The sequence below is a fragment of the Cyanobium sp. Candia 9D4 genome (assembly GCF_024346155.1).
GTDB classification, from domain to species: domain Bacteria; phylum Cyanobacteriota; class Cyanobacteriia; order PCC-6307; family Cyanobiaceae; genus Cyanobium; species Cyanobium minutissimum.
On record NZ_JAGQCK010000004.1, the window covers coordinates 73,965 to 94,034 of the forward strand.

Consider the following 20,070-nt stretch of genomic DNA (forward strand, 5'->3'; position numbering starts at 1 on the left):
CAAGCCGATGCAGTGGACTGGCATCCTCCGTCTCTGTGTAGTGCCACCGCATACTCTTTGCCTGCCACTCAGGGGCAGCGTTCATTCTGTCAATAAACCCAGCAACTTCACCAGGCCACTGCCCGATCAAAACAGCTCAGGTGTGCCTTCAAGCGATAGACACATGCTCCACAACCACAAGCTTGCGGCCGGTTTTGGTGCTGGTCATGCTGTGGCGCGGGGCTGGACCATCGACGGCGTACTCCTCATACTCCGCGATCACCAGCAGTAGCTCTGCGCCGTCCGGCTCGGGCAGGTCGATCCGCCCGTCCCAAAGCGGCGGGCGCAGCCAGAGCTGTTCCGCCCCCACCCCAAGGGCCAGGGCTTCGGTGGAGCGATCACCCCTCCACCACCGGTTGTGGCGCCACCGGCGTGACCTGATTCACCTGCCCGCTGAGAACGTCGATTTCGGAGCGCGGCCGCAGCTCGCGCGAACGTCCGCCTGCGGCGTCGCGGCTCCGCACCCAGCCCACCGTCTCGGGGCCTTTCAGCGTGATCGCCCCCATCAGGGCCGCCGGCCGAGCCCACGGGCCGGCGCGCTGGTGCTCAACCTCTTCTCCCGCACCGGCTCCCACGGCGCCTGAGCCGCGCGCCCCGGGGCGGCCGCGCCATAGGATCCCCCGATGCCCTCCAGCCCCACCGTCGGCTCCGCTGACACCACCACCGGTGGCGTGCCGTCGCTGGAGGAGCTGTTCCCCTTCCCCCTCGACGGCTTCCAGCTGGAGGCGATCGACGCCCTGAACCAGGGCCACTCCGTGGTGGTGAGCGCCCCCACCGGCTCCGGCAAGACCCTGGTGGGCGAGTACGCCATCCACCGGGCCCTGGCCCATGGCCAGAAGGTCTTCTACACCACACCCCTCAAGGCCCTCTCCAACCAGAAGCTGCGCGATTTCCGCGAGCAGTTCGGCCACGAGCGGGTGGGTCTGCTCACCGGCGACCTGAGCCTGAACCGGGAGGCCCAGGTGGTGGTGATGACCACCGAGATCTTCCGCAACATGCTCTACGCGGAGATCGACCACCTCGACGACGACCCCCTGGCCGATGTGGAGGCCGTGGTGCTCGACGAGTGCCACTACATGAACGACACCCAGCGGGGCACGGTCTGGGAGGAATCGATCATCCACTGCCCGTCGCGGGTGCAGCTGGTGGCCCTCTCGGCCACGGTGGCCAATGCCGGGCAACTGACGGACTGGATCGAGCGGGTGCATGGCCCCACCCGGCTGATCCACAGCGACTTCCGCCCGGTCCCCCTGGCCTTCAGCTTCTGCAGCGCCAAGGGTCTGCACCCCCTGCTCAACGACGAGGGCACCGGCCTGCACCCCAACTGCAAGGTCTGGCGCCCTCCGAAATCCACCCGCCGCAAGGGACCGAAGGAACCGCGGCCGCCCCAGCCGGAAGCGCCGCCGATCGGCTTCGTGGTGGCCCAGATGGCGGAGCGGGAGATGCTGCCGGCCATCTACTTCATCTTCAGCCGCCGCAACTGCGACCGCTCCGTCCGCGACCTGGCCAAGGTGTGCCTGGTGGATCCCCAGGAGCAGGCGCGGATCCGCCAGCGGCTCGACGCCTTCATGGCGGTGACCCCCGAGGCGGTGCGGGAGGGCGGCCATGCCGACGCCCTGCTGCGCGGCATCGCCGCCCACCACGCCGGCGTGCTGCCGGCCTGGAAGGAACTGATCGAGGAGCTGTTCCAGCAGGGGCTGATCAAGGTGGTGTTCGCCACCGAGACCCTGGCCGCCGGCATCAACATGCCGGCCCGCACCACCGTGATCTCGGCCCTCTCCAAACGCACCGAGCGGGGCCACCGGCCCCTGATGGGCAGCGAGTTCCTGCAGATGGCGGGCCGCGCCGGCCGCCGCGGCCTCGACACCCAGGGCTATGTGGTCACGGTGCAGAGCCGCTTCGAAGGGGTGCGCGAGGCCGGGGCGCTGGCCACCAGCCCGGCCGATCCGCTGGTGAGCCAGTTCACCCCCAGCTACGGCATGGTGCTCAACCTGCTGCAGCGCTACGACCTGGCCAAGGCCCGGGAGCTGGTGGAGCGCAGCTTCGGCCGCTACCTGGCGGGGCTGGACCTGGCCGAGGACGAAGCCCGCATCACCGAGCTGATGGCCCAGCTGGCCACGCTCGAATCCAGCGGCGGCGAGGTGCCCTGGGACGACTTCGAGGACTACGAGAAGCTGCGCGGCCGCCTGCGGGAGGAGCGGCGCCTGCACCGGATCCTGCAGCAACAGGCCGAGGAGACCCTGGCCCATGAGCTCACCCTGGCGCTGCAGTTCGCCAGCGAGGGCACCCTGGTGAGCGTCAAGGCGCCGGCCCTGCGCAGCCGGGTCACCCCGGCGGTGATCGTGGCCAAGGTGCCGGGCTCCGGCCAGTTCCCGCTGCTGCTCTGCCTCACCGACGAGAACGTCTGGATCCTGCTGCCCTGCCACGCGGTGGTGACCCTGCACGCCGAGCTCAGCTGCCTGCAGGTCGACCAGCTGGAGCCGCCGGAGCTGCACCACGCCAACGAGCTGCGCCACGGCGACAACGCCAGCGGCGGCCTGGCCCTGGCGGTGTCCTCGATGGCGCGCCGCCACGACATGCACACCCCCCGCTACGACCTGGCCGGCGAGGTGCGCCAGCAGGGTGAGCTGGTGCAGCGGCTGGAGCAGGAGCTGGAGGCCCACCCCGCCCACCGCTGGGGCGACCGCAAGCACCTCAAGAAGCACCGCCGCCGCATGGAGGAACTCCAGGAGGAGATCGGCGAGCGGCAGCGGCTGCTGCACCACCGGGCCAACCGCCACTGGGACACCTTCCTCTCCCTGATCGACATCCTGCGTTTCTTCGGCGCCCTCGACGGTGAGGAGGGGCTGGAGCCCACCGAGGTGGGCCGCACCGTGGCCGCCCTGCGGGGCGACAACGAGCTCTGGCTGGGGCTGGCCCTGATGAGCGGCCACCTCGATGCCCTCGATCCGGCCGAGCTGGCGGCGGTGCTGGAGGCCATCTCCACCGAGGTGAACCGGCCCGACCTCTGGTGCGGCTACCCGCCGCCACCGGCCTCCGAGGAGGCCCTCCACGACCTGCGCAGCCTGCGGCGCGAGCTGCAGCGCCAGCAGGAGCGGGCCTCGGTGGTGGTGCCGGTGTGGTGGGAGCCGGAACTCACCGGCCTGGTCCATGCCTGGGCCCGGGGCGCCAGCTGGAACGACGTGATCGCCAACACCTCCCTCGATGAGGGCGACGTGGTGCGGATCCTGCGCCGCACCGTCGATCTGCTGGCCCAGATTCCCTATTGCGAGGCGATCAGCGAGCAGCTGCGTCGCAACTCCCGGCTGGCCCTCAAGGCCATCAACCGCTTCCCGGTCTGCGAGATCGAGGATCTGCTGGCCAGCGGCAACGGCAAACTGGATCCGGCGACGGAGCGGCCGCCGGCGGCTTAGGGGGCGGCCGCCGGGGCTGGCGGTGAAGGATCGTTATTGGCAAATCTGCCAATACGCAGCCGGTATTGGCTGTTGGCAGTCGCCAGCCAATACCCCACCTGCTCGCCGCCCGCGCGTCTCAGATCCCCAGCCGCTCCCAGATCACCCCGAGATTCGCCTGGTGCAGCTCGGTGGAGAAGCACTCTGCCAGTTGCTCACCGCTGAGGTGGGCGCTCACCTCGGGGTCCCCCGCCAGGTTGGCGCGGAAGTCGCCCCCCTCGGTGTTCCAGGCCGCGTGGGCGTGGCGCTGCACGATCCGGTAGGCCTCCTCCCGGCTCAGCCCCGCCTCCACCAGGGCCAGCAGCACCCGCTGGCTGAACACGACGCCGCCGTAGACATTCATGTTGCGGGCCATGTTCTCCGGGTACACCCCCAGCCCCTCCACCACGGCGGTCATCTCCCGCAGCATGAAGTGCAGGGTGACCGAGCAGTCGGGCAGCATCATCCGCTCCACCGAGCTGTGGCTGATGTCGCGCTCGTGCCAGAGGGCCACGTTCTCCAGCGCCGCCACGGTGTAGCTGCGCAGCACCCGGGCCAGGCCGCTGATGCGTTCGCTGCGGATCGGGTTGCGCTTGTGGGGCATGGCCGAGCTGCCCTTCTGGCCCTTGGCGAAGTTCTCCTCCACCTCCAGCACGTCGGAGCGCTGCAGGTTGCGGATCTCGGTGGAGAAACGCTCCAGGGAGGTGCCCACCAGGGCCAGGGTCTGGACGTACTCGGCATGGCGGTCGCGGCCGATCACCTGGGTACTGGCGGTGTCGGGCTCCAGGCCCAGCAGCCGGCAGGTGATCGCCTCCACCTGCGGATCGGTGTTGGCGTAGGTGCCCATGGCGCCGCTGATCTGGCCCACGGCCACCACCCGCTCCAGCCGCTCCAGCCGTTCCCGGTTGCGCTCGGTTTCGGCCAGCCAGCCGGCCACCTTGAAGCCGAAGGTGATCGGCTCGCCGTGGATGGCGTGGGAGCGGCCGATCATCACCGTGTCCTTGTGGGCCCGGGCCAGCCGGCGCAGGGCATCGGCGAGGCCATCGAGCTCGGTGCGCAGCAGGGCCACCGAGGCCTTCAGTTGCAGGGCCAGGCCGGTGTCCAGCACGTCGGAGCTGGTCATGCCCACGTGGATGTAGCGGCCCGCATCACCGACGTGCTCGTTGACGTTGGTGAGGAAGGCGATGACGTCGTGGCGCACCTCCGCCTCGATCTCCAGGATGCGGGGCACCTCGAAGGCCGCCTTCTCGCGGATGGTGGCCAGCGCCTCGGCGGGCACCCGGCCCAGCTCCACGTTGGCGGCGGTGGCGGCGATCTCCACCTCGAGCCAGCTCTGGAACTTCGCTTCCTCGCTCCAGAGGCGGCCCATTTCGGGCAGGGTGTAACGCTCGATCAAGGGCCGGGCGGTGGTGAACGATCCCCCAACCTATCGAGCCGCCCCCACCGGCTCAGGCGGCGGCGGTGAGGCGCCGGTAGGGCAGCTCCAGGTGCACCATCGACCCCCAGGCCTGCTGCCGCACCCAGCAGCGGGTGCCGCGGCGCCGGATCAGCTGGAAGGGGGGCAGATCCTCCGGATGGTCCCGCAGCCGCACGAAGCTTCCCGGATGGAGCAGCTCGACCACGTTGGAGCCGGGGGACGCCTTGGATCCCGGGGCAGCAGTGGATCCTGGGCCAGCCATGGCAGGGAACCGGGGGAAGACTGGGGCCATCCTGCGACTGTTCCGCCCCGAACCGTCTGCCCATCGGTTTTTGTTCGGTTTGGATCGCTGTTCGGTGACAACATGCCGGTGGAGCGGCAGGACCCATGGCCGAAATGCAGGATGGCCCGTAAGCAGCGGCTCGATCGCCGGCTGGTGGATCTCGGCCTGGTGGCCAGCCGCCAGCAGGCCCAGCAGCTGATCCGCGCCGGCCGGGTGCGCGGCGGCGGCGAGGTGCTCGACAAACCCGGCACCGAGGTGGCCGAGACCCTGCCCCTGGAGGTGGAGCAGCCCCCCCGGTTCGTCTCCCGGGGGGGCGAGAAGCTGGAAGGGGCCCTGGCGGCCCTGCCGATCCAGGTGCGGGGCCGGGTGTGCCTCGATGGCGGCATCTCCACCGGCGGCTTCACCGACTGCCTGCTGCAGCACGGGGCCGTGCGGGTGTACGGCATCGATGTGGGCTACGGCCAGACCGCCTGGAGCCTGCGCACCGATGAACGGGTGGTGCTGCGGGAGCGCACCAACCTGCGCCACCTCACCCCGGAGCTGCTCTACGGCGAGGGCGATGCCTGGCCCGACCTGGCCGTGGCCGATGTGTCGTTCATTTCCCTCACCCGGGTGCTGCCGGCCCTGCGGGCCCTGCTGCTGAGGGCGGGGGAGGCGGTGCTGCTGGTCAAGCCCCAGTTCGAGGTGGGGCGCCAGCGGGTGGGCAAGGGGGGCGTGGTGCGGGATCCGGCGGCCCATGCCGACGCCATCGCCGGCGTGATCGCCGCCGCGAAGGAACTGGACTGGCACCCGGCGGGGCTGGTGGCCTCGCCCCTCACCGGGCCCGCCGGCAACCACGAATACCTGCTCTGGCTGGTGCCGGCCGCAGCCAGCGAAGCCGCCGCCGCGGAGGGCGCGGACTGGTCCGGCAGGATCGCGGCGCTGGTGACGGGCACCCTGGCCAGGGACAGGCCAACGAAGGAGACCCCGGCCGGCTCCTGAGGGGACCGCGGCCAGGGTCAGGGGGGGAAGGCGCGGGGGCTCAGATGGCGCCGCTGTCGAGGTCGCCGGTGCGGATCCGGATCACCGAATCCACGGTGCTGATGAAGATCTTGCCGTCACCGATCTCGCCGGTGCGGGCGGCATCCTGCACCGCCTGGACCACGGTGGCCACCCGGTCGTCGTCGACGACGATCTCGAGCTTGAGTTTCTGCAGGAATTCGACCGTGAATTCGGAACCGCGATAGCGCTCCACCTGCCCCTTCTGCCGGCCGAATCCGCGCACCTCGCTCACGGTCATGCCGACGATGCCCGCATTGACAAGGGCGATCTTCACGTCCTCGAGCTTGAAGGGGCGGATGATGGCCTCGATTTTCTTCATGGCTGTGCTGCGGTCAGGAAGGCGACGGTTGGAGTCTCTCAGAGTCCCCGCCTGAAGGGGGGACGGCTCCATTACCGCCGAGCCTTGCCGGGGTCGTCGTAACGGTTGCTACGCCCGCTCCGGGCCGCTGACGGGCGGCCGCGGCTCCTGGCCTGGCCTCCGCGCCATGGGTCAGCTCCTGTACGGTCAAAATCCGTCTCCCTGTCCTGCTCACCATGGCTTCCGGTGTCGCCGACCAGCCCCAGACCGTGACCCCCCTGTACGGGGAGCGGGCCATCGCCGAGGCCCAGCTGGTCTGCTTCGCCAACCCCCGCGAGGGTCGCGCCTACGAGGTGTCCATCGAACTGCCGGAGTTCACCTGCACCTGCCCCTTCTCCGGCTACCCCGATTTCGCCGTCCTGCGGCTGCTGTACCAGCCCGGCCCCCGGGTGCTGGAGCTCAAGGCGCTCAAGCTCTACATCAACAGCTACCGCCACCGCTCCATCTCCCACGAGGAGGCGGCCAACCGGATCCTTGACGACCTCGTGGCCGCCTGCGATCCCCTCTGGATGCAGCTGGAGGCCGATTTCAATCCCCGCGGCAACGTGCACACCGTGGTGCGCGTCAGCCACGGCGAGCGCCGGCCCTGCTGAGTCAGGGCTGGGGTTCCAGCCGCTGCAGCAGCGCCGGCAGCTCGGCGGCGAAGGCCGTGAGGTTGCGGTTGCAGAGGCCCGCCACGTGCAGCCGGCCGCCGGGCCCATCGGCGATGGCCCACAGCTGGCGGGTGGCCACCAGGCTCAGGGCACCGCCCGCCAGGGCGATGGCGAAGCCGGTGTACACGAGCGGCACACCGGGGTCCCGTTTGAACAGGATGCCGCTGGCCGGCAGCACGCTCGCCACCCGGATCGGCAGCCCCTTCACCTCCTGGGCCTCGCCGCCCGGCACCAGCTGGGCCAGGGCCACACCATCGGGGCCGAACACCTGCACCGGCCCCTGTTCGCTGGTGAGGCTCAGCAGCACCGGCTCGGTGCCATCGGGGCGGGTGGGCAGCACCAGCCCCCAGAGCTGGTCGCCCAGCTGGGGGAAGGTCTGCAGGGGCAGCTCCAGCACCGGACTGCGGCCCAGCTGCAGGCTGATCGTGGCCAGGGACCAGTCGGCCTGATACAGCGTCATGCCCCGGTAGCGCAGGGGGTGGTTGACGCTGATGGCGGCTTCGGAGGTGGGGGCGTCGTCGCTGGGGGAGATCAGCCGCAGGCTGGAGGAGAACTGCTCCGGGCGGCCGGCGGGATCCCGCTGGATGCGGAAGTCGTCGAGGGCCAGGGTCACCTGGGTGCTGCCGCGGCTGTCAAGCAGTTCCAGCTCCCGGCCCGGGGCCAGGAAGCGCTCCAGCCGCTGGCCCCCCAGGGCGCCCCAGGCGGCCCCCACCATCAGCACCACCATGCCGGCATGGACCAGCAGGGGACCCACCCGGCCGAGCACCCCCCGGCGGGCCGCCAGGCGGTCGTCCTGGCGCTGGATCTGCCAGCCCGCGCCGCGCAGATCGGCCTCCAGCCGCTCCAGGCCGGCGACGGGATGAGCGGTGACGAGGGTTTCGGCCACGCTCAGCTTGCTGAGCTGGCGGGGGCTGCGGTAGTCGATCCAGCGCAGCGAGGCCTGCAGGGCGGGCCACTGGCGGCGCCAGCTGCACAGGATCAGCGACAGGCCCAGCCAGGCCAGCAGGGCCAGGAACCAGCCACTGGAATACACATGATCCAGCTGAAGGCGCAGCACCCCGTCGCCGTCCAGCACCCCCAGCCAGGGGGTGGGGTCGTAGAGCTGGTGGTAGAAGCCGGCCTCCTCCTTCTGGGGAATGGCCGTGCCGATGCCGCTGGCGATGGCGATGACCAGCAGCAGGCCGATCGCCAGGCGCAGGTCGGAGATCCAGGCGGCCAGGCGCTGCAGGGGGCGCCAGGGCGAGGCTGCCGTGCCGCTCATGGCAGCACCGACAGCAGGGTGAGGCTGCCGCTGGCGAGCAGCACCACGCCGCTGATCGCCGGCACCCACTGGCCCAGGCGGCGCAGCTGCAGCAGTCCGGGCAGGGAGGCGGCCACCGTGCCGGCCAGCAGCAGGGGCATCACCTGGCCGGCACCGAAGCTGGTGAGCAGCGCCATGCCCACCAGGGGCTTGCCGGCCTGGGCCATCCAGGCCAGCAGCACGGCCAGCACCGGGGTGGTGCAGGGGGTGGCGGCCAGGCCGAAGGCCAGGCCGGCCGCCAGCGGGGCCAGCGGCGCCGGCACCCGCCGCCGCCAGCGCTCGGGGTCGGGCCCGGCCGGCAACGGCAGCCGCAGCAGGCCCAGCAGGTTGAGGCCCATCACCACGGCCACGACGGCCACCAGCAGCGGCAGCTGGCCGGGAATGCGGCCGTAGAGGCGACCCATCAGGCCACTGGCCAGGCCGAGCAGCACCAGGGCCGCCACGATGCCGGCCGCGAAGCTGGCGCTGCGCTGCCAGGGGGCACGGCCCTGGTCCTCAGCGCCGAAGCCGGCCAGGTAGGCCAGGGTGACGGGCAGCAGCGAGAGGGAGCAGGGGCCGAGGCTGGTGAGCAGGCCGCCGCTGAACACCACCGCCAGGGTCAGGGGGCCGGGGTGGGCCAGGGAGCCCTGGAGCAGCAGTTCGCTGCTGCGGGCCCAGTCGGCGAACGGCAGCCCGGGGCTGAACATGGCCGATTCAGATTGTCAGCAGGGCTCAGCCTATCGGGGCAGGCCGGGGGGCCCGGCGGCGGGGCCGGACCGGTTCGAGCCCGGAGGACTCCAGGGAGCAGCGCAGCAGCAGGCCCGCCAGGAACAGGCTGCTGAGCAGGGAGTTGCCCCCGTAGCTGATCATCGGCAGGGGCAGGCCGGTGGTGGGCATCGAGCCGCTGGCCACGGCGATGTTGAGGATCGACTGGCCCACCAGCAGGGTGGTGCAGCCGATGGCCACCAGCCGGTGCTGGTTGCTGCGGCAGGCCAGGGCCACCCGCAGGCCCACGAAGCCGAAGATCATCAGGAACAGCAGCAGCATCACCGAGCCGACGTAACCGAACTCCTCGGCGAAGACGGCAAAGATGAAGTCGGTGGTCTGGATGGGCAGGTACTGGAGCTTCTGGGTGGAGAGCCCGAAGCCCGAGCCGAGCACGCCCCCCGAACCGATGGCCAGCAGGCTCTGCACCAGCTGGTAGCCGTCCCCCTGGGCGACGCGCCAGGGGTTGAGGAAGGAGGTGACCCGATCGAGCTGGTAGGGGTTGATCATGATGCTGATGCTGCCCAGCACGATCCCGCCGCCGGCGGCCCCCAGCAGCAGCGTCAGGGGCAGGCCGCCGGCCAGGGCCATCAGCCACAGCAGCAGGCCCAGCAGGGCGGCGGTGCTGAGGTTGGGCTGCTTGAGGATCAGCAGGATCACCACCCCGAAGATGCCGATCCAGAGCAGTTTCTGGTCGAGGGCGATGCGGCGCCAGTGGGAGAAGATCACCGCCCCCTGCAGCACGATGAAGGGCTTGATCAGCTCCGAGGGCTGCAGCTGCACCGGGCCGAGCACCAGCCAGCGGCTGGCCCCGTTGACGGTGGTGCCCACCACCAGGGTGGCGGCCACCATCAGGGCCCCCACCAGCAGGGCCGGCGCCGCCAGGTGCAGCCAGCGCCGCATCGTCGTGCGCATGGCCAGCCACAGCAGCCCCCAGCTGGCCACCAGCCAGATGGCCTGGCGCTTGACGTAGTACGCCCCGTCCCCCATCTCCCGCTCCGCCACCCACCAGCTGGCTGAGGTGAGCACCAGCAGGCCCACCAGGCTCCAGAGGGCCACCAGGCCCAGCAGCAGGCGGGCCTCCGCCGGCCACTGCTGCCAGGGCAGCGGCAGCAGGCCGGCGCCGGGACGGCCGGGGAGCAGGCGGGGGGCAGGGGTGGACAAGGCCGCGGGAGGGTTCCGGGAATGGCCCATTCAGCCGTGACCGGGGTGGGTTTGTCGAGTCGCGGTGAACATTTCGCCGCCTGCGTCGCTGCCGCTGCCGGGGCCGCCCGGGCCGCTCGACGGCCACAAAAAAGCCCGGCCATGGGCCGGGCGGATGGGTGGGAGCGCCGTGGGCGTCCTCAATTGCCGCAGTTCTGCTGACGACGGCCGGTGGCCAGTTCCACCTTCAGGATCCTGCCGCCCTGCTTCATGATCCGCTGCTGCTCGGCGAACCAGCTGGAATAGGGCACCCACTTGGTGAAGTAGGTGTTCTGCAGCTCCCTCTGGCTGCGCGCCTTCTCGGGGCAGGGAATGCAGGCCGTGATCTTGAACAGGCGCATGGAGTGATCCTCGGAAAACGTGCCGTGGTGGGAGCGTTGCTGGGGATCAGTTGCCCAGGCCGGAGCTGATGTAGTCGAAGTAGACGCCCATCTCACGACCGGCATCGGGACCGACGAGGGAGGCGGTGGCTTCCTTCATGGCCTGGATCGACTGCACCGTGGCGCCGATGGGCACACCCAGGGAGTTGTAGGTCTCCTTGAGGCCGTTCAGCACGCGCTCGTCGAGAATCGACGTGTCACCGGCCAGCATGGCGTAGGTGGCGTAGCGCAGGTAGTAGTCGAGGTCGCGGATGCAGGCCGCGTAACGGCGGGTGGTGTACATGTTGCCGCCCGGACGGGTGATGTCCGAGTAGAGCAGGGCCTTGGCGACGGCTTCCTTGATGATGGCCGAAGCGTTGGCGCTGATCGTGGCGGCGGCACGCACCCGCAGCTCACCGCTGGCGAAGTACTGCTCGAGGCGGCCCATGGAGCTGCCGTCGAGATAGAGCCCCTGGACGTCGGCCTGGTTGATGACGTTGGTGATGGCGTCTTGCATGGATCCTGGGTTTGATGGCTTTGGACGATAGGGAGGTGAAACCTCAGGAGAGGGCGCCGACCACGTAGTCGAAGTAGAAGCCGGCCTCTTCGGCATCGGAGCCGGTGAGGAGACCCGTGGCTGCGGTCTTCATCTCGCGCACGGCTTCCGCCATGGCTTCGAGGGGGGTGCCGAGGGCGCGATACATCTCGCGGGCCCCGATGACGCCGATCTCTTCGATCGGGGTCACATCCCCGGCGACCACGCCGTAGGTGACCAGGCGGAGGTAGTAGTCCATGTCGCGCAGGCAGGAAGCCGTCATCTCCTCTCCGTAGGCGTTGCCGCCGGGGGAGACGAGATCGGGGCGCTTCTGGAAAAGCTGGCCTCCGGCCTGCTTCACGATGCGCTCCCGGCTTTCAGCCAGGACCTGGGCGACGCGCAGACGACGCTGACCCCCTGCCACGAACGACTTGATCTGGTCAAGTTCGCCAGGGCTGAGGTAGCGGGCTTCGGCGTCCGCGTTGATGATCGAGTTGGAGACGATGCTCATGCAGTTCTGCCTCGAAACAAGCGGTCACCGTGAAGGAGACCGGTATCCGGTGGGTTAGTGGTGATCGGCTTGGCCGACCGTCGCATCATTCTGTGGCAAGGGCCGTCGCTCCCATGGCAGCCGGTAACAGTTCTTCACGGCGGATCGGCTCGCGAGATCCCTTGGCTTGCAACGGCTTTGGCCGGAGTTGTTATCACCGTCCAGGCGCAGCAATTGTTCATCTTTTCAGCTTGCCGTCCCCGGTACCGCAGGTGCATCGACAGCCCAATCTCTTCGTCTCGTTGTAGAGACGGACCAAAAGAAACCCCCCGGGTCAGACCCGGGGGATCATCGGATGCGCCGATGGGCACCCCTCAGCGGGCGCCCATTATGGCCCGGGGGCTGATCAGATCGCGCCCTTCAGCGAGGGGGTGAGCCCGGCGTTGCCGCCGTAGAGGGAGGCGGTGCGGTTCACGGTCGTCAGGGGGACGCCATCCTCGGTGCCGAGGCCGCGCAGGTAGGGCACGGTGTCCTGGCCGAAGGCCGTGGCGTACTCCCTGGCGTTGAGCAGTTCGGCGACGGCGGCCTGCTGGCCGGCGGTGGCGCGGGTGGCCAGGAACCGGCTCACTTCCGCCGGCATGGCGGCCCGGCCGAGGAGGGCCAGGTAGGCGGCCGAGGCGGCCCGCAGGGGGGCCATCCGCTGGAGCCGCTGCTGGAACAGATCGCTGCCGGCGATCTGGGCCACGAACTCGGCCACCGAGAGCTGACCGTCGCGCAGCTGGGATTCGGGATCCATCTGGCGTTCGGCCGCGAAGGGCACCCGGTTGAGGAGCTGGCGGTAGACCGCCTGCACCACTTCCTGCACCTGGGTCTCGCTGGGATCGCGGAGCAGCTGCACGGGCCTCGACAGGCTCTGACGGCGACGGAAGCCCTGGGGGGCGCCCGGCCGCAGGGCCTTGGCCATGGCGCCGTCGGGGGCGGTGGCGGCACCGCTCAGCAGGTTGGTGCCCACCAGGGCCTTCCAGCCGCCGGCGATGCCGAGGCTGGACGGGGCCACGAAGCCGTTTCCGGAACCGGAGCTGGGGACGCCGCTGCGCCAGACGGGGGCGGCGCCACCACCGGGCTGCCAGGGGGACTGGCTCCAGCTGCGGGTAGGGGCAGGGGGCTGCCGGAGGGTTCCGGGACCGCTGGGTGCACCCGTGGCGGCCGTGGCTCCCTGGCCACCGGCCACCTCTGCCTTCCACTGCCCACGCACCTTGGGCCGGGCGGGGAGGTTGCGGGGGACGAGATCGCCGACGGTGCGGATCTCCTGGGCCACCGGCACGGTGGGCCGCTGCAGGGGGGTGATGTCGGCGACCGTCTCCAGGGTGCGCACCAGGCCCGGGACGCGGCGGGCGTTGCGATCGGCAGGGGTGATGAAGCGCTCGTAGGGAACGGTGTCCTCGCCGAAGCAGTCGTTGTACTCGCGGCCTTCGATCATGGCGTCGACGACGCCGTAGAAGCCCTTGCGGGCGGCGGTGTCGAAGTAGGCGCTGATCTCCCAGCGGCCGAAGGTGGGCCGGCCGAGGATGCGGCGGTGCATCACCTCGATGGCCTTGGTGATGTAGAGGCCGCTCCAGTAACGGCGCCGGAAGGCGTTGGAGCGGGCCACCTGGCGCACGAACTCCCGCAGGCTGATGTCGCCGTTCTCGAGCTTGATCTCCTCGACCTTGTTGCGCTCACCGGCGTAGCCGGCGGTGCCCAGCACCTGCACGTAGACCGCATTGATGACGGCCTGGGTGCTGGATTCGGTGCCGCGGATGCTGGGCTGGCCCCCCCGGCGGGGGGTGGAGCTGCCGCCGGTGGCGATCTGGCGCAGGCGCACCACCTTCGGCCCCACCCGGCGCGGGGTGGCCTTACGGAACTGGGCGCTGTCCATGGGCCCGGGCTGGGCCATGCCGTTGCCGATCAGGATCCGGCGGGTGTCGTAGCTGAAGGGGGCCGGGCGGGTGGCCACCGACGCCGTGCTGGACGGGAAGATCGCCCCGTAGGTGAGGGCCAGGGGATCGTTGCCGCCGCCGTAGGGGTGCTGGTCGGCGAGGGGCTGGCGGTAGGAGGCGTAGAGGGTGATGTACTGGGGCGCCCCCTCGAACGGCGCACTGAAGCGGAAGAGGTTGCGGTTGGAGCCCCAGCCGGCGCTCTCCTGGGCCTCTTCGCCGATGTCGCGGAGGTACGGGACCGTCTCCTCACCGAAGACCCGGGCGTACTCCATCCCGTTGACCAGGGCATCGACGAGGCCGTTCAGCCCCTTGGAGCTGACGATGGCGAAGTACTGGCGGAACTCTTCGATCGAGCTCACACCACGGCCGAGGAAGTGGCGGAAGGCGAGCTCCACCACCCGGCTGTTGGAGAAGCGGCCATAGAACTGGCGCCGGTAGACCTTGCTGCGGCCGAGGGCGCGGATGAACTCCCGCATCGAGAGCTGGCCCTGGCGCACCTGGGTGGCCTCCACCGGGCAGACCACCTGGGAGTAGCCCTTGACGATGTCCCGCTCGAACACCTGGCGGTAGGCGGCACGGATGACCTCGGCCTTTTCGGCACCGGAGAGGCCCGGCTTCATCACGAAGCGCTGGGCGCCTTCGGCGGCGAGGGCATAGATCGCCGGCAGCTGCAGGCCCTGGTTGACCGGGCTGCCCAGGCGGGCCCGGGTGGAGGGGGTGGGGATCTCGAGCTCCTTGAGGAGCACGTTGAAGCAGTCGATCACCAGCTGGCGGGAGTCCGGCTCCCCCTTGAACAGACCGGCCGCGGCGGCGCGCATCTCCTGCAGGGCCACGTTGGTGGCGGCCAGGGAGCAGGCCTTCTCGAGCAAGTCGCGCAGGCCGCGGGTGTTCACCGCCAGGATGCTGGGATCGCCGGCGATCACGGCATAGCCCACGTAGCGGAGGAACCAGGCCATGTCCCGCAGCGACTTGCGCATGCGGGCGTTGCCGTAGATCGCCACCGAGATGGGGTTGAAGCCGCTGGGCAGCACGACCCGCACGTCGGCGTCGGCCTGGACACCCTCAAGGATGCGGCCGAGCAGACCACTGCCGCCGGAGCCCTGGGCGAAGGTGCGCACCGACCGCTGGAACGCGGCCTGGTCGGCGGCGAGGGCGACCCCATCGCCCGCTCCGGCGCTGGGGGTGCTGAGGGGGGCGTCGAGATAGGAGAGGGGCGTGCCGCCGGTGAAGATCCGGTTGGCGGCCCGGGCCACGATCGCGTCGGCGTTGGCGGAGATCCGTCGGGCGGCTTCGACGCGGATCTGGCCGCTGCGGAAGAAGGTGGTCAGGGCGTCCAGTTCGCCGCCGTCGGGGAAACGGTCCTGCTGCTCCGCTTTCCGGACGCTGGAGAGCGGCAGGGTGTCGTAGCGCTGGGGGGCGACCCTGGTGCTGCCGCTGCTGGCGGTCACGGTCATGAACGAGAGCGAGCCGGGCTGGGTCACGTTACGGCTGGCCCCCTGGCCCCCCGGGGCGGGATGAACAAATGTTTGCAGCCTTCTGAGGCGCTCACGCTGAACGGCGGCCGGCGCCGTGGAATGCTGCCGGAACCCGCACCAAGGCATTGATGGATCACCCCCCGGAGGCCCCGCTGGACGCCGCGACGCCGGTGGTGAGCGCCTTCTACGACCGCTTCCCCTACCCGGGGGACCCCCTCCAGGACGGTCCGCCGCCGGGATACAACTGGCGCTGGTGCGTGGACAGCGTGGTGGCGGCCGTGGACGGGCCCCTGCCGCCGCGGCCGCGGCCCTGGCGGATCCTCGACGCCGGCTGCGGCACGGGGGTGAGCACCGACTACCTCTGCCACCTCAACCCGGGGGCCACCGTGCTGGCGGTGGACATCAGCGCCGGCGCCCTGGCGGTGGCACGGGAGCGCACCGCCCGCTCCGGGGCCGCCGCCCGGGTGGAGGAGCTGCGCATCGAGCAGCGCAGCCTGCTCGATCTGGCGGGGGAGGGACCCTTCGACTACATCAACTCGGTGGGGGTGCTGCACCACCTCGACCGGCCCGAGGAGGGCCTGCGGGCCCTGGTGCCCCTGCTGCGGCCGGGGGGGCTGCTGCACCTCTTTCTCTATGCCGACGGCGGCCGCTGGGAGATCCACCGCACCCAGCGGGCCCTGGCCCTGATGGGGGTGGGCACCGGACCAGCGGGTCTGCGGCTGGGCCGGGAGCTGTTCGCCACCCTGCCCGAGACCAACCGCCTGCGGCGGCACCACGAGCAGCGCTGGGCCCTCGACACCGCCGCCGATGCCAATTTCGCCGACATGTACCTCCACCCCCAGGAGACCAGCTACGACCTCGAGCGCCTGTTCCGCTTCGTTGACCAGCCCGGGATCCGCTTCGCCGGTTTCTCCAATCCCGAGGTCTGGGATCCGGCCCGGCTGCTGCAGGGGGAACTGCTGGAGCGGGCCCGGGCGCTGCCGGCGCGGCAGCAGTGGGCCCTGGTGGAGAGCCTCGATCCCGACATCAGCCACTTCGAGTTCTTCCTGCGCCGCCAGGAGGGCGACGGGGCACCGGAGGCGGCGGCCTGGAGCGACACGGCGCCGCAGGCGTTGAGCGACGCGGCCCTGCTGGCGGCCGGGGGCGAGTGCAACCGCTGCCTGTGGGGCTGGCCCTCCACGGCGCTGCTGGGCCCCGACCTGCGTCCCCTGACCCTCACGGAGGAGGAGCTGGCCCTGATGGAGGCCCTGGAGGCGGCCCCCGCCGGCACGCCGATCGGGGCGCTGCCCCTGGCCCAGGGCCCCGCCGAGCGGGTGGCGGCGGCGCGGCGGCTGCTGGCGGAGCGGGTGCTTCTGTTGCTTAAAGCCTGAACGGGCCGAGTGATAAAGTCCGCACGCCAAGACGGAGCCTCGTCGGTTGCAGGCTGCCCTGACCCCCTCCCCGGATGCCGTCCCCCCCGCGGAGACGTCGACCGAAGAGGTCGCAGTCCATCCGGCCAACGAGCCTCTCCCCCAGCCTGAACTCCCCGCCGCTCCGGCGACGGTGAACAACGGCATGGACGGTTACCTGCGGCTGCAGCGCCGGATGCTTCTTTCCACGGTCTGTGCCACCGCCCTGGCGGTGCCCCTCACGGCCCTGTGGTTCGACCTCCCCACCGCTTTCAGCCTGCTGGTGGGAGCCCTGGCGGGACTCCTGTACCTCCGCCTCCTGGCCCGCAGCGTGACCCGCTTCGGCGTCGAAACCAAGGGGGTGGGCAAGGCCCAGCTGCTGGTGCCCGTGGTGCTGGTGGTCGCGGCCGCCAGGCTCCCCGTCCTTGAGATCCTGCCCGCCGTCCTGGGCTTTCTCCTCTACAAGCCCGCCCTGATCGTTCAGGCCGTCCTCGACACCTGATACCGCTTCAGCCGCTCCGGCGGCCCACTTCAGCCGCCTTGCGGCACCCGACGTTCCGCCAGGTCCTATCCCCGATGGCTCCGTTGCCCCTCGCCCTTCCCTTCGCCGCCCTCGAGGTCGGCCAGCACCTCTACTGGCAGCTCGGCAATTACAAGATCCACGGCCAGGTCTTCCTGAGCTCCTGGGTCGTGATCGGTGCCCTTCTCGCCGCGGTGGTGGTGGGCACGCGCCGCCTGGAGCGCGACCCCCGGGGCGTGCAGAACCTGCTGGAGTTCCTCTGGGATTACCTGCGCGACATCGCCCGCGAATACATCGGCGAGAAGGCCTACCGCGACTGGCTCCCCTTCATCGGCACCCTGTTCCTGTTCATCTTCGTGAGCAACTGGGGCGGGGCCCTGATCCCCTGGAAGCTGGTCCATCTGCCCAACGGTGAACTGGGCGCCCCCACCGCCGACATCAACACCACCATCGCCCTAGCGCTGCTGGTGTCCCTGGCCTACTTCTATGCGGGCCTGAGCCGCAAGGGTTTCCGGTACTTCGAGTACTACGTGGAACCCACGCCGATCATGCTCCCCTTCAAGATCGTCGAGGACTTCACCAAGCCGCTCTCGCTCTCCTTCCGTCTGTTCGGCAACATCCTTGCCGACGAACTGGTGGTGGCGGTGCTGGCCTTCCTGGTGCCCCTGGTGGTGCCCCTGCCGGTGATGTTCCTCGGCCTGTTCACCAGCGCCATCCAGGCCCTGATCTTCGCCACCCTGGCGGCCTACTACATCGGTGAGGCCGTCCACGAGGAGCACCACTAGGTCTCCCGCTCGCCGGCCCGTTCCCTCGGTCTGGCAAACTCTCTGCGCGCAGGTCCGGCTCGATCCGGGCCCGCCTTCCCAGGTGTCCCCGGCGCAGGGTTCTCGACAAGGTTCCTTCCGCGCTTCCCCGGCGCCCCACATTTCTAACCCCACCATGGATTCCCTTACTTCCGCTGCGTCCGTCGTGGCTGCTGGTCTTGCCGTCGGTCTCGGCTCCATCGGTCCTGGCATCGGCCAGGGCACCGCTTCCGGCGGCGCCGTCGAAGGCATCGCCCGCCAGCCCGAAGCCGAAGGCAAGATCCGCGGCACCCTGCTGCTCTCCCTGGCCTTCATGGAATCGCTCACCATCTACGGCCTGGTGGTCGCCCTGGTGCTGCTGTTCGCCAACCCCTTCTCCTGATCGGAGGCCGTCGTGGGGATGACAGGGCCGCCCGTCCGTTGCGGCCCTTCTCCACCCCCGGCTCCGTCCACGCCTGCACCACCGCCCGCCTTATTGCCCCATGACCAGCTGGCTTCTGCTCGCCGAGGCAGGTGCGACCGCAGGGTCGCCCGAGGGAGGTCTGTTCGACCTCGACGCCACCCTGCCGCTCATGGCGCTGCAGGTGGTGATCCTCACCTTCATTCTCAACAGCCTGTTCTTCCGACCGGTCGGCAAGGCCGTCGAGGACCGTGAGGGCTACATCGCCACCAGCCGGACCCAGGCCAAGGAGAAGCTGGCCCAAGCCGAGCGCCTCGAGGCTGACCTCAAGGAGCAGCTGAAGGGGGCCCGCCTTGAGGCCCAGAAGGTGATCCTCGAGGCGGAGCAGGATTCCGACCGTCTCTACCGGGAGGCCCTAGCGGTGGCACAGGCCGAAGCGATCGCCAGCCGCGAAAGTGCCCGCAGCAAGATCGATGCTCAGCGCGCCGAAGCCCTGAGCGTTCTTGAGGCCGATGCCGACAGGCTCGCCGACCTCATCGTCGACCGTCTCCTGACCGCCTCATGATGATCTCTCCGCTACTGGCCAGCCACGGCAGCTTCGGCCTCAACCTCGACATCTTCGAGACCAACATCATCAACCTGGCGATCGTCATCGCCGGGCTGACCTGGTTCCTGAGGGGATTCCTCGGCGGGATCCTGGAGCGCCGCCGCGAGCGGATCCTGGCCGAACTCAAGGATGCCGAGGAGCGCCTGAAGGCGGCCACCGCCTCCCTGGCCGAGGCTCAGAGCAGCCTGGGTGAGGCCCGCACCCGTGCCGAGAAGATCCGCGCCGACGGCAAGGCCCGGGCCGAGGCCATCCGCTTCGACAGCGAGAAGCGCACCGTCGAGGAGATGGCTCGCCTCAAGCAGGACTCCCAGTCCGACGTCGATTCGGAGATCTCCCGCGTCAGCCGTCTGCTGCAGCGCGAGGCGGCGGAGATGGCCATCGCCAAGGCCCTGGTGAGCCTGCCCGGCCGCCTCGACGCCAGCGCCCAAGCCCGGCTGATCGACCAGTCCATTCAATCGATGGGGAACGCCTGATGCCTCTGCTCAACACCATCACCACCCCCTACGCCGACGCCTTCCTGCAGGTGTGCGACGCCAACGGTGACACCGAGGCAGTGATCGATCAGGCCCGGGCGATCCTCGCCCTCTGGCACGACTCCAGCGACCTGCGTGAGGCGATGGCCTCCCCCGTGCTTGAGGTCGAGGGCAAGAAGGCGGCGCTCGAGCAACTCTTCGGCGGCAGCATCTCCCCCTCCTTCCTCAACCTGCTCAAGCTCCTGACCGACCGCCAGCGCATCGGCTTCCTCGATGCCGTTCTGGAGCGGCTCCTGGAGCTCTACCGCGAGCAGAACCAGATCGCCCTGGCCACCGTGACCTCGGCGAGCCCCCTCAGCGAGGAGCAGCAGGCGCTGCTCGCCGAGAAGGCCAAGGCCGTGGCCGGCACCGACAAGGTGGAGATCAGCCTTGCGGTGGATCCCGCCCTGATCGGCGGGTTCGTCCTCAGTGTCGGTTCCCGGGTGATCGACGCCAGCCTCGCCGGCCAGGTTCGGCGCCTCGGTCTGTCGCTCGCCAACGTGAGCTGACGCATCCCCCCTCCCCTCCTCTCC

The 20,070-nt window shown here is 70.1% G+C and carries 22 protein-coding genes; 10 read left to right on the forward strand and 12 right to left on the reverse strand.

What is annotated here, in order from left to right; genetic code table 11:
* Positions 1 to 148 precede the first annotated feature (148 nt).
* Entirely contained in the window at positions 149 to 349 is a 201-nt protein-coding gene (locus tag KBZ08_RS10560) for a hypothetical protein (RefSeq protein ID WP_254972845.1), read from the reverse strand.
* Between the two features lie 28 nt (positions 350 to 377).
* A complete protein-coding gene (locus KBZ08_RS10565; protein WP_254972847.1) occupies positions 378 to 545 on the reverse strand; it encodes a hypothetical protein in 168 nt (55 codons plus the stop codon).
* A 117-nt stretch (positions 546 to 662) separates the two neighbouring features.
* On the opposite strand from KBZ08_RS10565, the gene KBZ08_RS10570 reads away from it, so the two are divergent.
* Positions 663 to 3,452 carry an RNA helicase gene (locus KBZ08_RS10570; protein WP_254972848.1) on the forward strand — a complete coding sequence of 930 codons (2,790 nt, stop codon included), beginning with the start codon at positions 663 to 665 and terminating at the stop codon, positions 3,450 to 3,452.
* 118 nt (positions 3,453 to 3,570) lie between these two features.
* On the opposite strand, the gene purB is transcribed toward KBZ08_RS10570, so the two are convergent.
* A complete protein-coding gene (gene purB, locus KBZ08_RS10575) occupies positions 3,571 to 4,866 on the reverse strand; it encodes an adenylosuccinate lyase (RefSeq protein ID WP_254972850.1) in 1,296 nt (431 codons plus the stop codon).
* 52 nt (positions 4,867 to 4,918) lie between these two features.
* Positions 4,919 to 5,149 (reverse strand): hypothetical protein, encoded by a 231-nt coding sequence (locus KBZ08_RS10580; protein WP_254972851.1) that lies wholly within the window; start codon positions 5,147 to 5,149, stop codon positions 4,919 to 4,921.
* 141 nt (positions 5,150 to 5,290) lie between these two features.
* Between KBZ08_RS10580 and KBZ08_RS10585 the strand changes: the two genes are divergently transcribed.
* Positions 5,291 to 6,151 (forward strand): TlyA family RNA methyltransferase, encoded by an 861-nt coding sequence (locus KBZ08_RS10585; RefSeq protein WP_254972853.1) that lies wholly within the window; start codon positions 5,291 to 5,293, stop codon positions 6,149 to 6,151.
* A 40-nt stretch (positions 6,152 to 6,191) separates the two neighbouring features.
* Here KBZ08_RS10585 and KBZ08_RS10590 read toward each other — a convergent pair whose 3' ends face one another.
* Entirely contained in the window at positions 6,192 to 6,530 is a 339-nt protein-coding gene (locus KBZ08_RS10590) for a P-II family nitrogen regulator (protein ID WP_015110582.1), read from the reverse strand.
* Positions 6,531 to 6,745: 215 nt separating this feature from the next.
* Here KBZ08_RS10590 and queF point away from each other — a divergent pair, with 215 nt between their 5' ends.
* Entirely contained in the window at positions 6,746 to 7,162 is a 417-nt protein-coding gene (gene queF / locus KBZ08_RS10595; RefSeq protein WP_254972854.1) for a preQ(1) synthase, read from the forward strand.
* Between the two features lies 1 nt (position 7,163).
* Here queF and KBZ08_RS10600 read toward each other — a convergent pair whose 3' ends face one another.
* From KBZ08_RS10600 to KBZ08_RS10630, 7 genes are all read right to left on the reverse strand, one after another.
* Positions 7,164 to 8,483: a cytochrome c biogenesis protein ResB gene (locus tag KBZ08_RS10600; RefSeq protein ID WP_254972856.1), complete on the reverse strand. Its 1,320-nt coding sequence runs from the start codon at positions 8,481 to 8,483 to the stop codon at positions 7,164 to 7,166.
* Positions 8,480 to 9,208 (reverse strand): cytochrome c biogenesis CcdA family protein, encoded by a 729-nt coding sequence (locus KBZ08_RS10605; protein WP_254972858.1) that lies wholly within the window; start codon positions 9,206 to 9,208, stop codon positions 8,480 to 8,482. Before KBZ08_RS10605 ends, KBZ08_RS10600 begins: the two co-directional genes overlap by 4 nt.
* 25 nt (positions 9,209 to 9,233) lie before the next feature.
* A complete protein-coding gene (locus tag KBZ08_RS10610) occupies positions 9,234 to 10,460 on the reverse strand; it encodes an FtsW/RodA/SpoVE family cell cycle protein (protein ID WP_106220297.1) in 1,227 nt (408 codons plus the stop codon).
* Between the two features lie 149 nt (positions 10,461 to 10,609).
* Positions 10,610 to 10,810: a phycobilisome linker polypeptide gene (locus tag KBZ08_RS10615; RefSeq protein ID WP_106220298.1), complete on the reverse strand. Its 201-nt coding sequence runs from the start codon at positions 10,808 to 10,810 to the stop codon at positions 10,610 to 10,612.
* A gap of 46 nt (positions 10,811 to 10,856) precedes the next feature.
* Positions 10,857 to 11,345: an allophycocyanin subunit beta gene (gene apcB, locus KBZ08_RS10620; protein WP_015110588.1), complete on the reverse strand. Its 489-nt coding sequence runs from the start codon at positions 11,343 to 11,345 to the stop codon at positions 10,857 to 10,859.
* A 43-nt stretch (positions 11,346 to 11,388) separates the two neighbouring features.
* On the reverse strand, positions 11,389 to 11,874 hold the full coding sequence (locus KBZ08_RS10625) for an allophycocyanin subunit alpha apoprotein (protein WP_015110589.1): 486 nt from the start codon (positions 11,872 to 11,874) through the stop codon (positions 11,389 to 11,391).
* 385 nt (positions 11,875 to 12,259) lie between these two features.
* The gene (locus KBZ08_RS10630) at positions 12,260 to 15,286 is read right to left on the reverse strand and encodes a phycobilisome rod-core linker polypeptide (RefSeq protein ID WP_254972859.1); all 3,027 of its coding nucleotides are present in this window, start codon (positions 15,284 to 15,286) and stop codon (positions 12,260 to 12,262) included.
* A 149-nt stretch (positions 15,287 to 15,435) separates the two neighbouring features.
* On the opposite strand from KBZ08_RS10630, the gene KBZ08_RS10635 reads away from it, so the two are divergent.
* The 7 genes from KBZ08_RS10635 (at position 15,436) to atpH (ending at position 20,046) form a co-directional block, all read left to right on the forward strand.
* On the forward strand, positions 15,436 to 16,677 hold the full coding sequence (locus KBZ08_RS10635) for a bifunctional 2-polyprenyl-6-hydroxyphenol methylase/3-demethylubiquinol 3-O-methyltransferase UbiG (protein ID WP_254972861.1): 1,242 nt from the start codon (positions 15,436 to 15,438) through the stop codon (positions 16,675 to 16,677).
* Between the two features lie 46 nt (positions 16,678 to 16,723).
* Positions 16,724 to 17,197: an ATP synthase subunit I gene (locus KBZ08_RS10640; protein WP_106220300.1), complete on the forward strand. Its 474-nt coding sequence runs from the start codon at positions 16,724 to 16,726 to the stop codon at positions 17,195 to 17,197.
* Positions 17,198 to 17,271: 74 nt separating this feature from the next.
* A complete protein-coding gene (gene atpB, locus KBZ08_RS10645) occupies positions 17,272 to 18,000 on the forward strand; it encodes a F0F1 ATP synthase subunit A (protein ID WP_254972863.1) in 729 nt (242 codons plus the stop codon).
* 154 nt (positions 18,001 to 18,154) lie between these two features.
* On the forward strand, positions 18,155 to 18,400 hold the full coding sequence (gene atpE, locus KBZ08_RS10650; RefSeq protein ID WP_015110594.1) for an ATP synthase F0 subunit C: 246 nt from the start codon (positions 18,155 to 18,157) through the stop codon (positions 18,398 to 18,400).
* A 100-nt stretch (positions 18,401 to 18,500) separates the two neighbouring features.
* Positions 18,501 to 18,983: a F0F1 ATP synthase subunit B' gene (locus tag KBZ08_RS10655; RefSeq protein WP_106220302.1), complete on the forward strand. Its 483-nt coding sequence runs from the start codon at positions 18,501 to 18,503 to the stop codon at positions 18,981 to 18,983.
* Positions 18,983 to 19,498, forward strand: a complete 516-nt coding sequence (locus KBZ08_RS10660) for a F0F1 ATP synthase subunit B (protein ID WP_106220303.1) — start codon at positions 18,983 to 18,985, stop codon at positions 19,496 to 19,498. Before KBZ08_RS10655 ends, KBZ08_RS10660 begins: the two co-directional genes overlap by 1 nt.
* A complete protein-coding gene (gene atpH, locus KBZ08_RS10665; RefSeq protein ID WP_106220304.1) occupies positions 19,498 to 20,046 on the forward strand; it encodes an ATP synthase F1 subunit delta in 549 nt (182 codons plus the stop codon). The genes KBZ08_RS10660 and atpH overlap by 1 nt, the downstream gene beginning before the upstream one ends.
* The last annotated feature ends 24 nt before the right edge of the window (positions 20,047 to 20,070 follow it).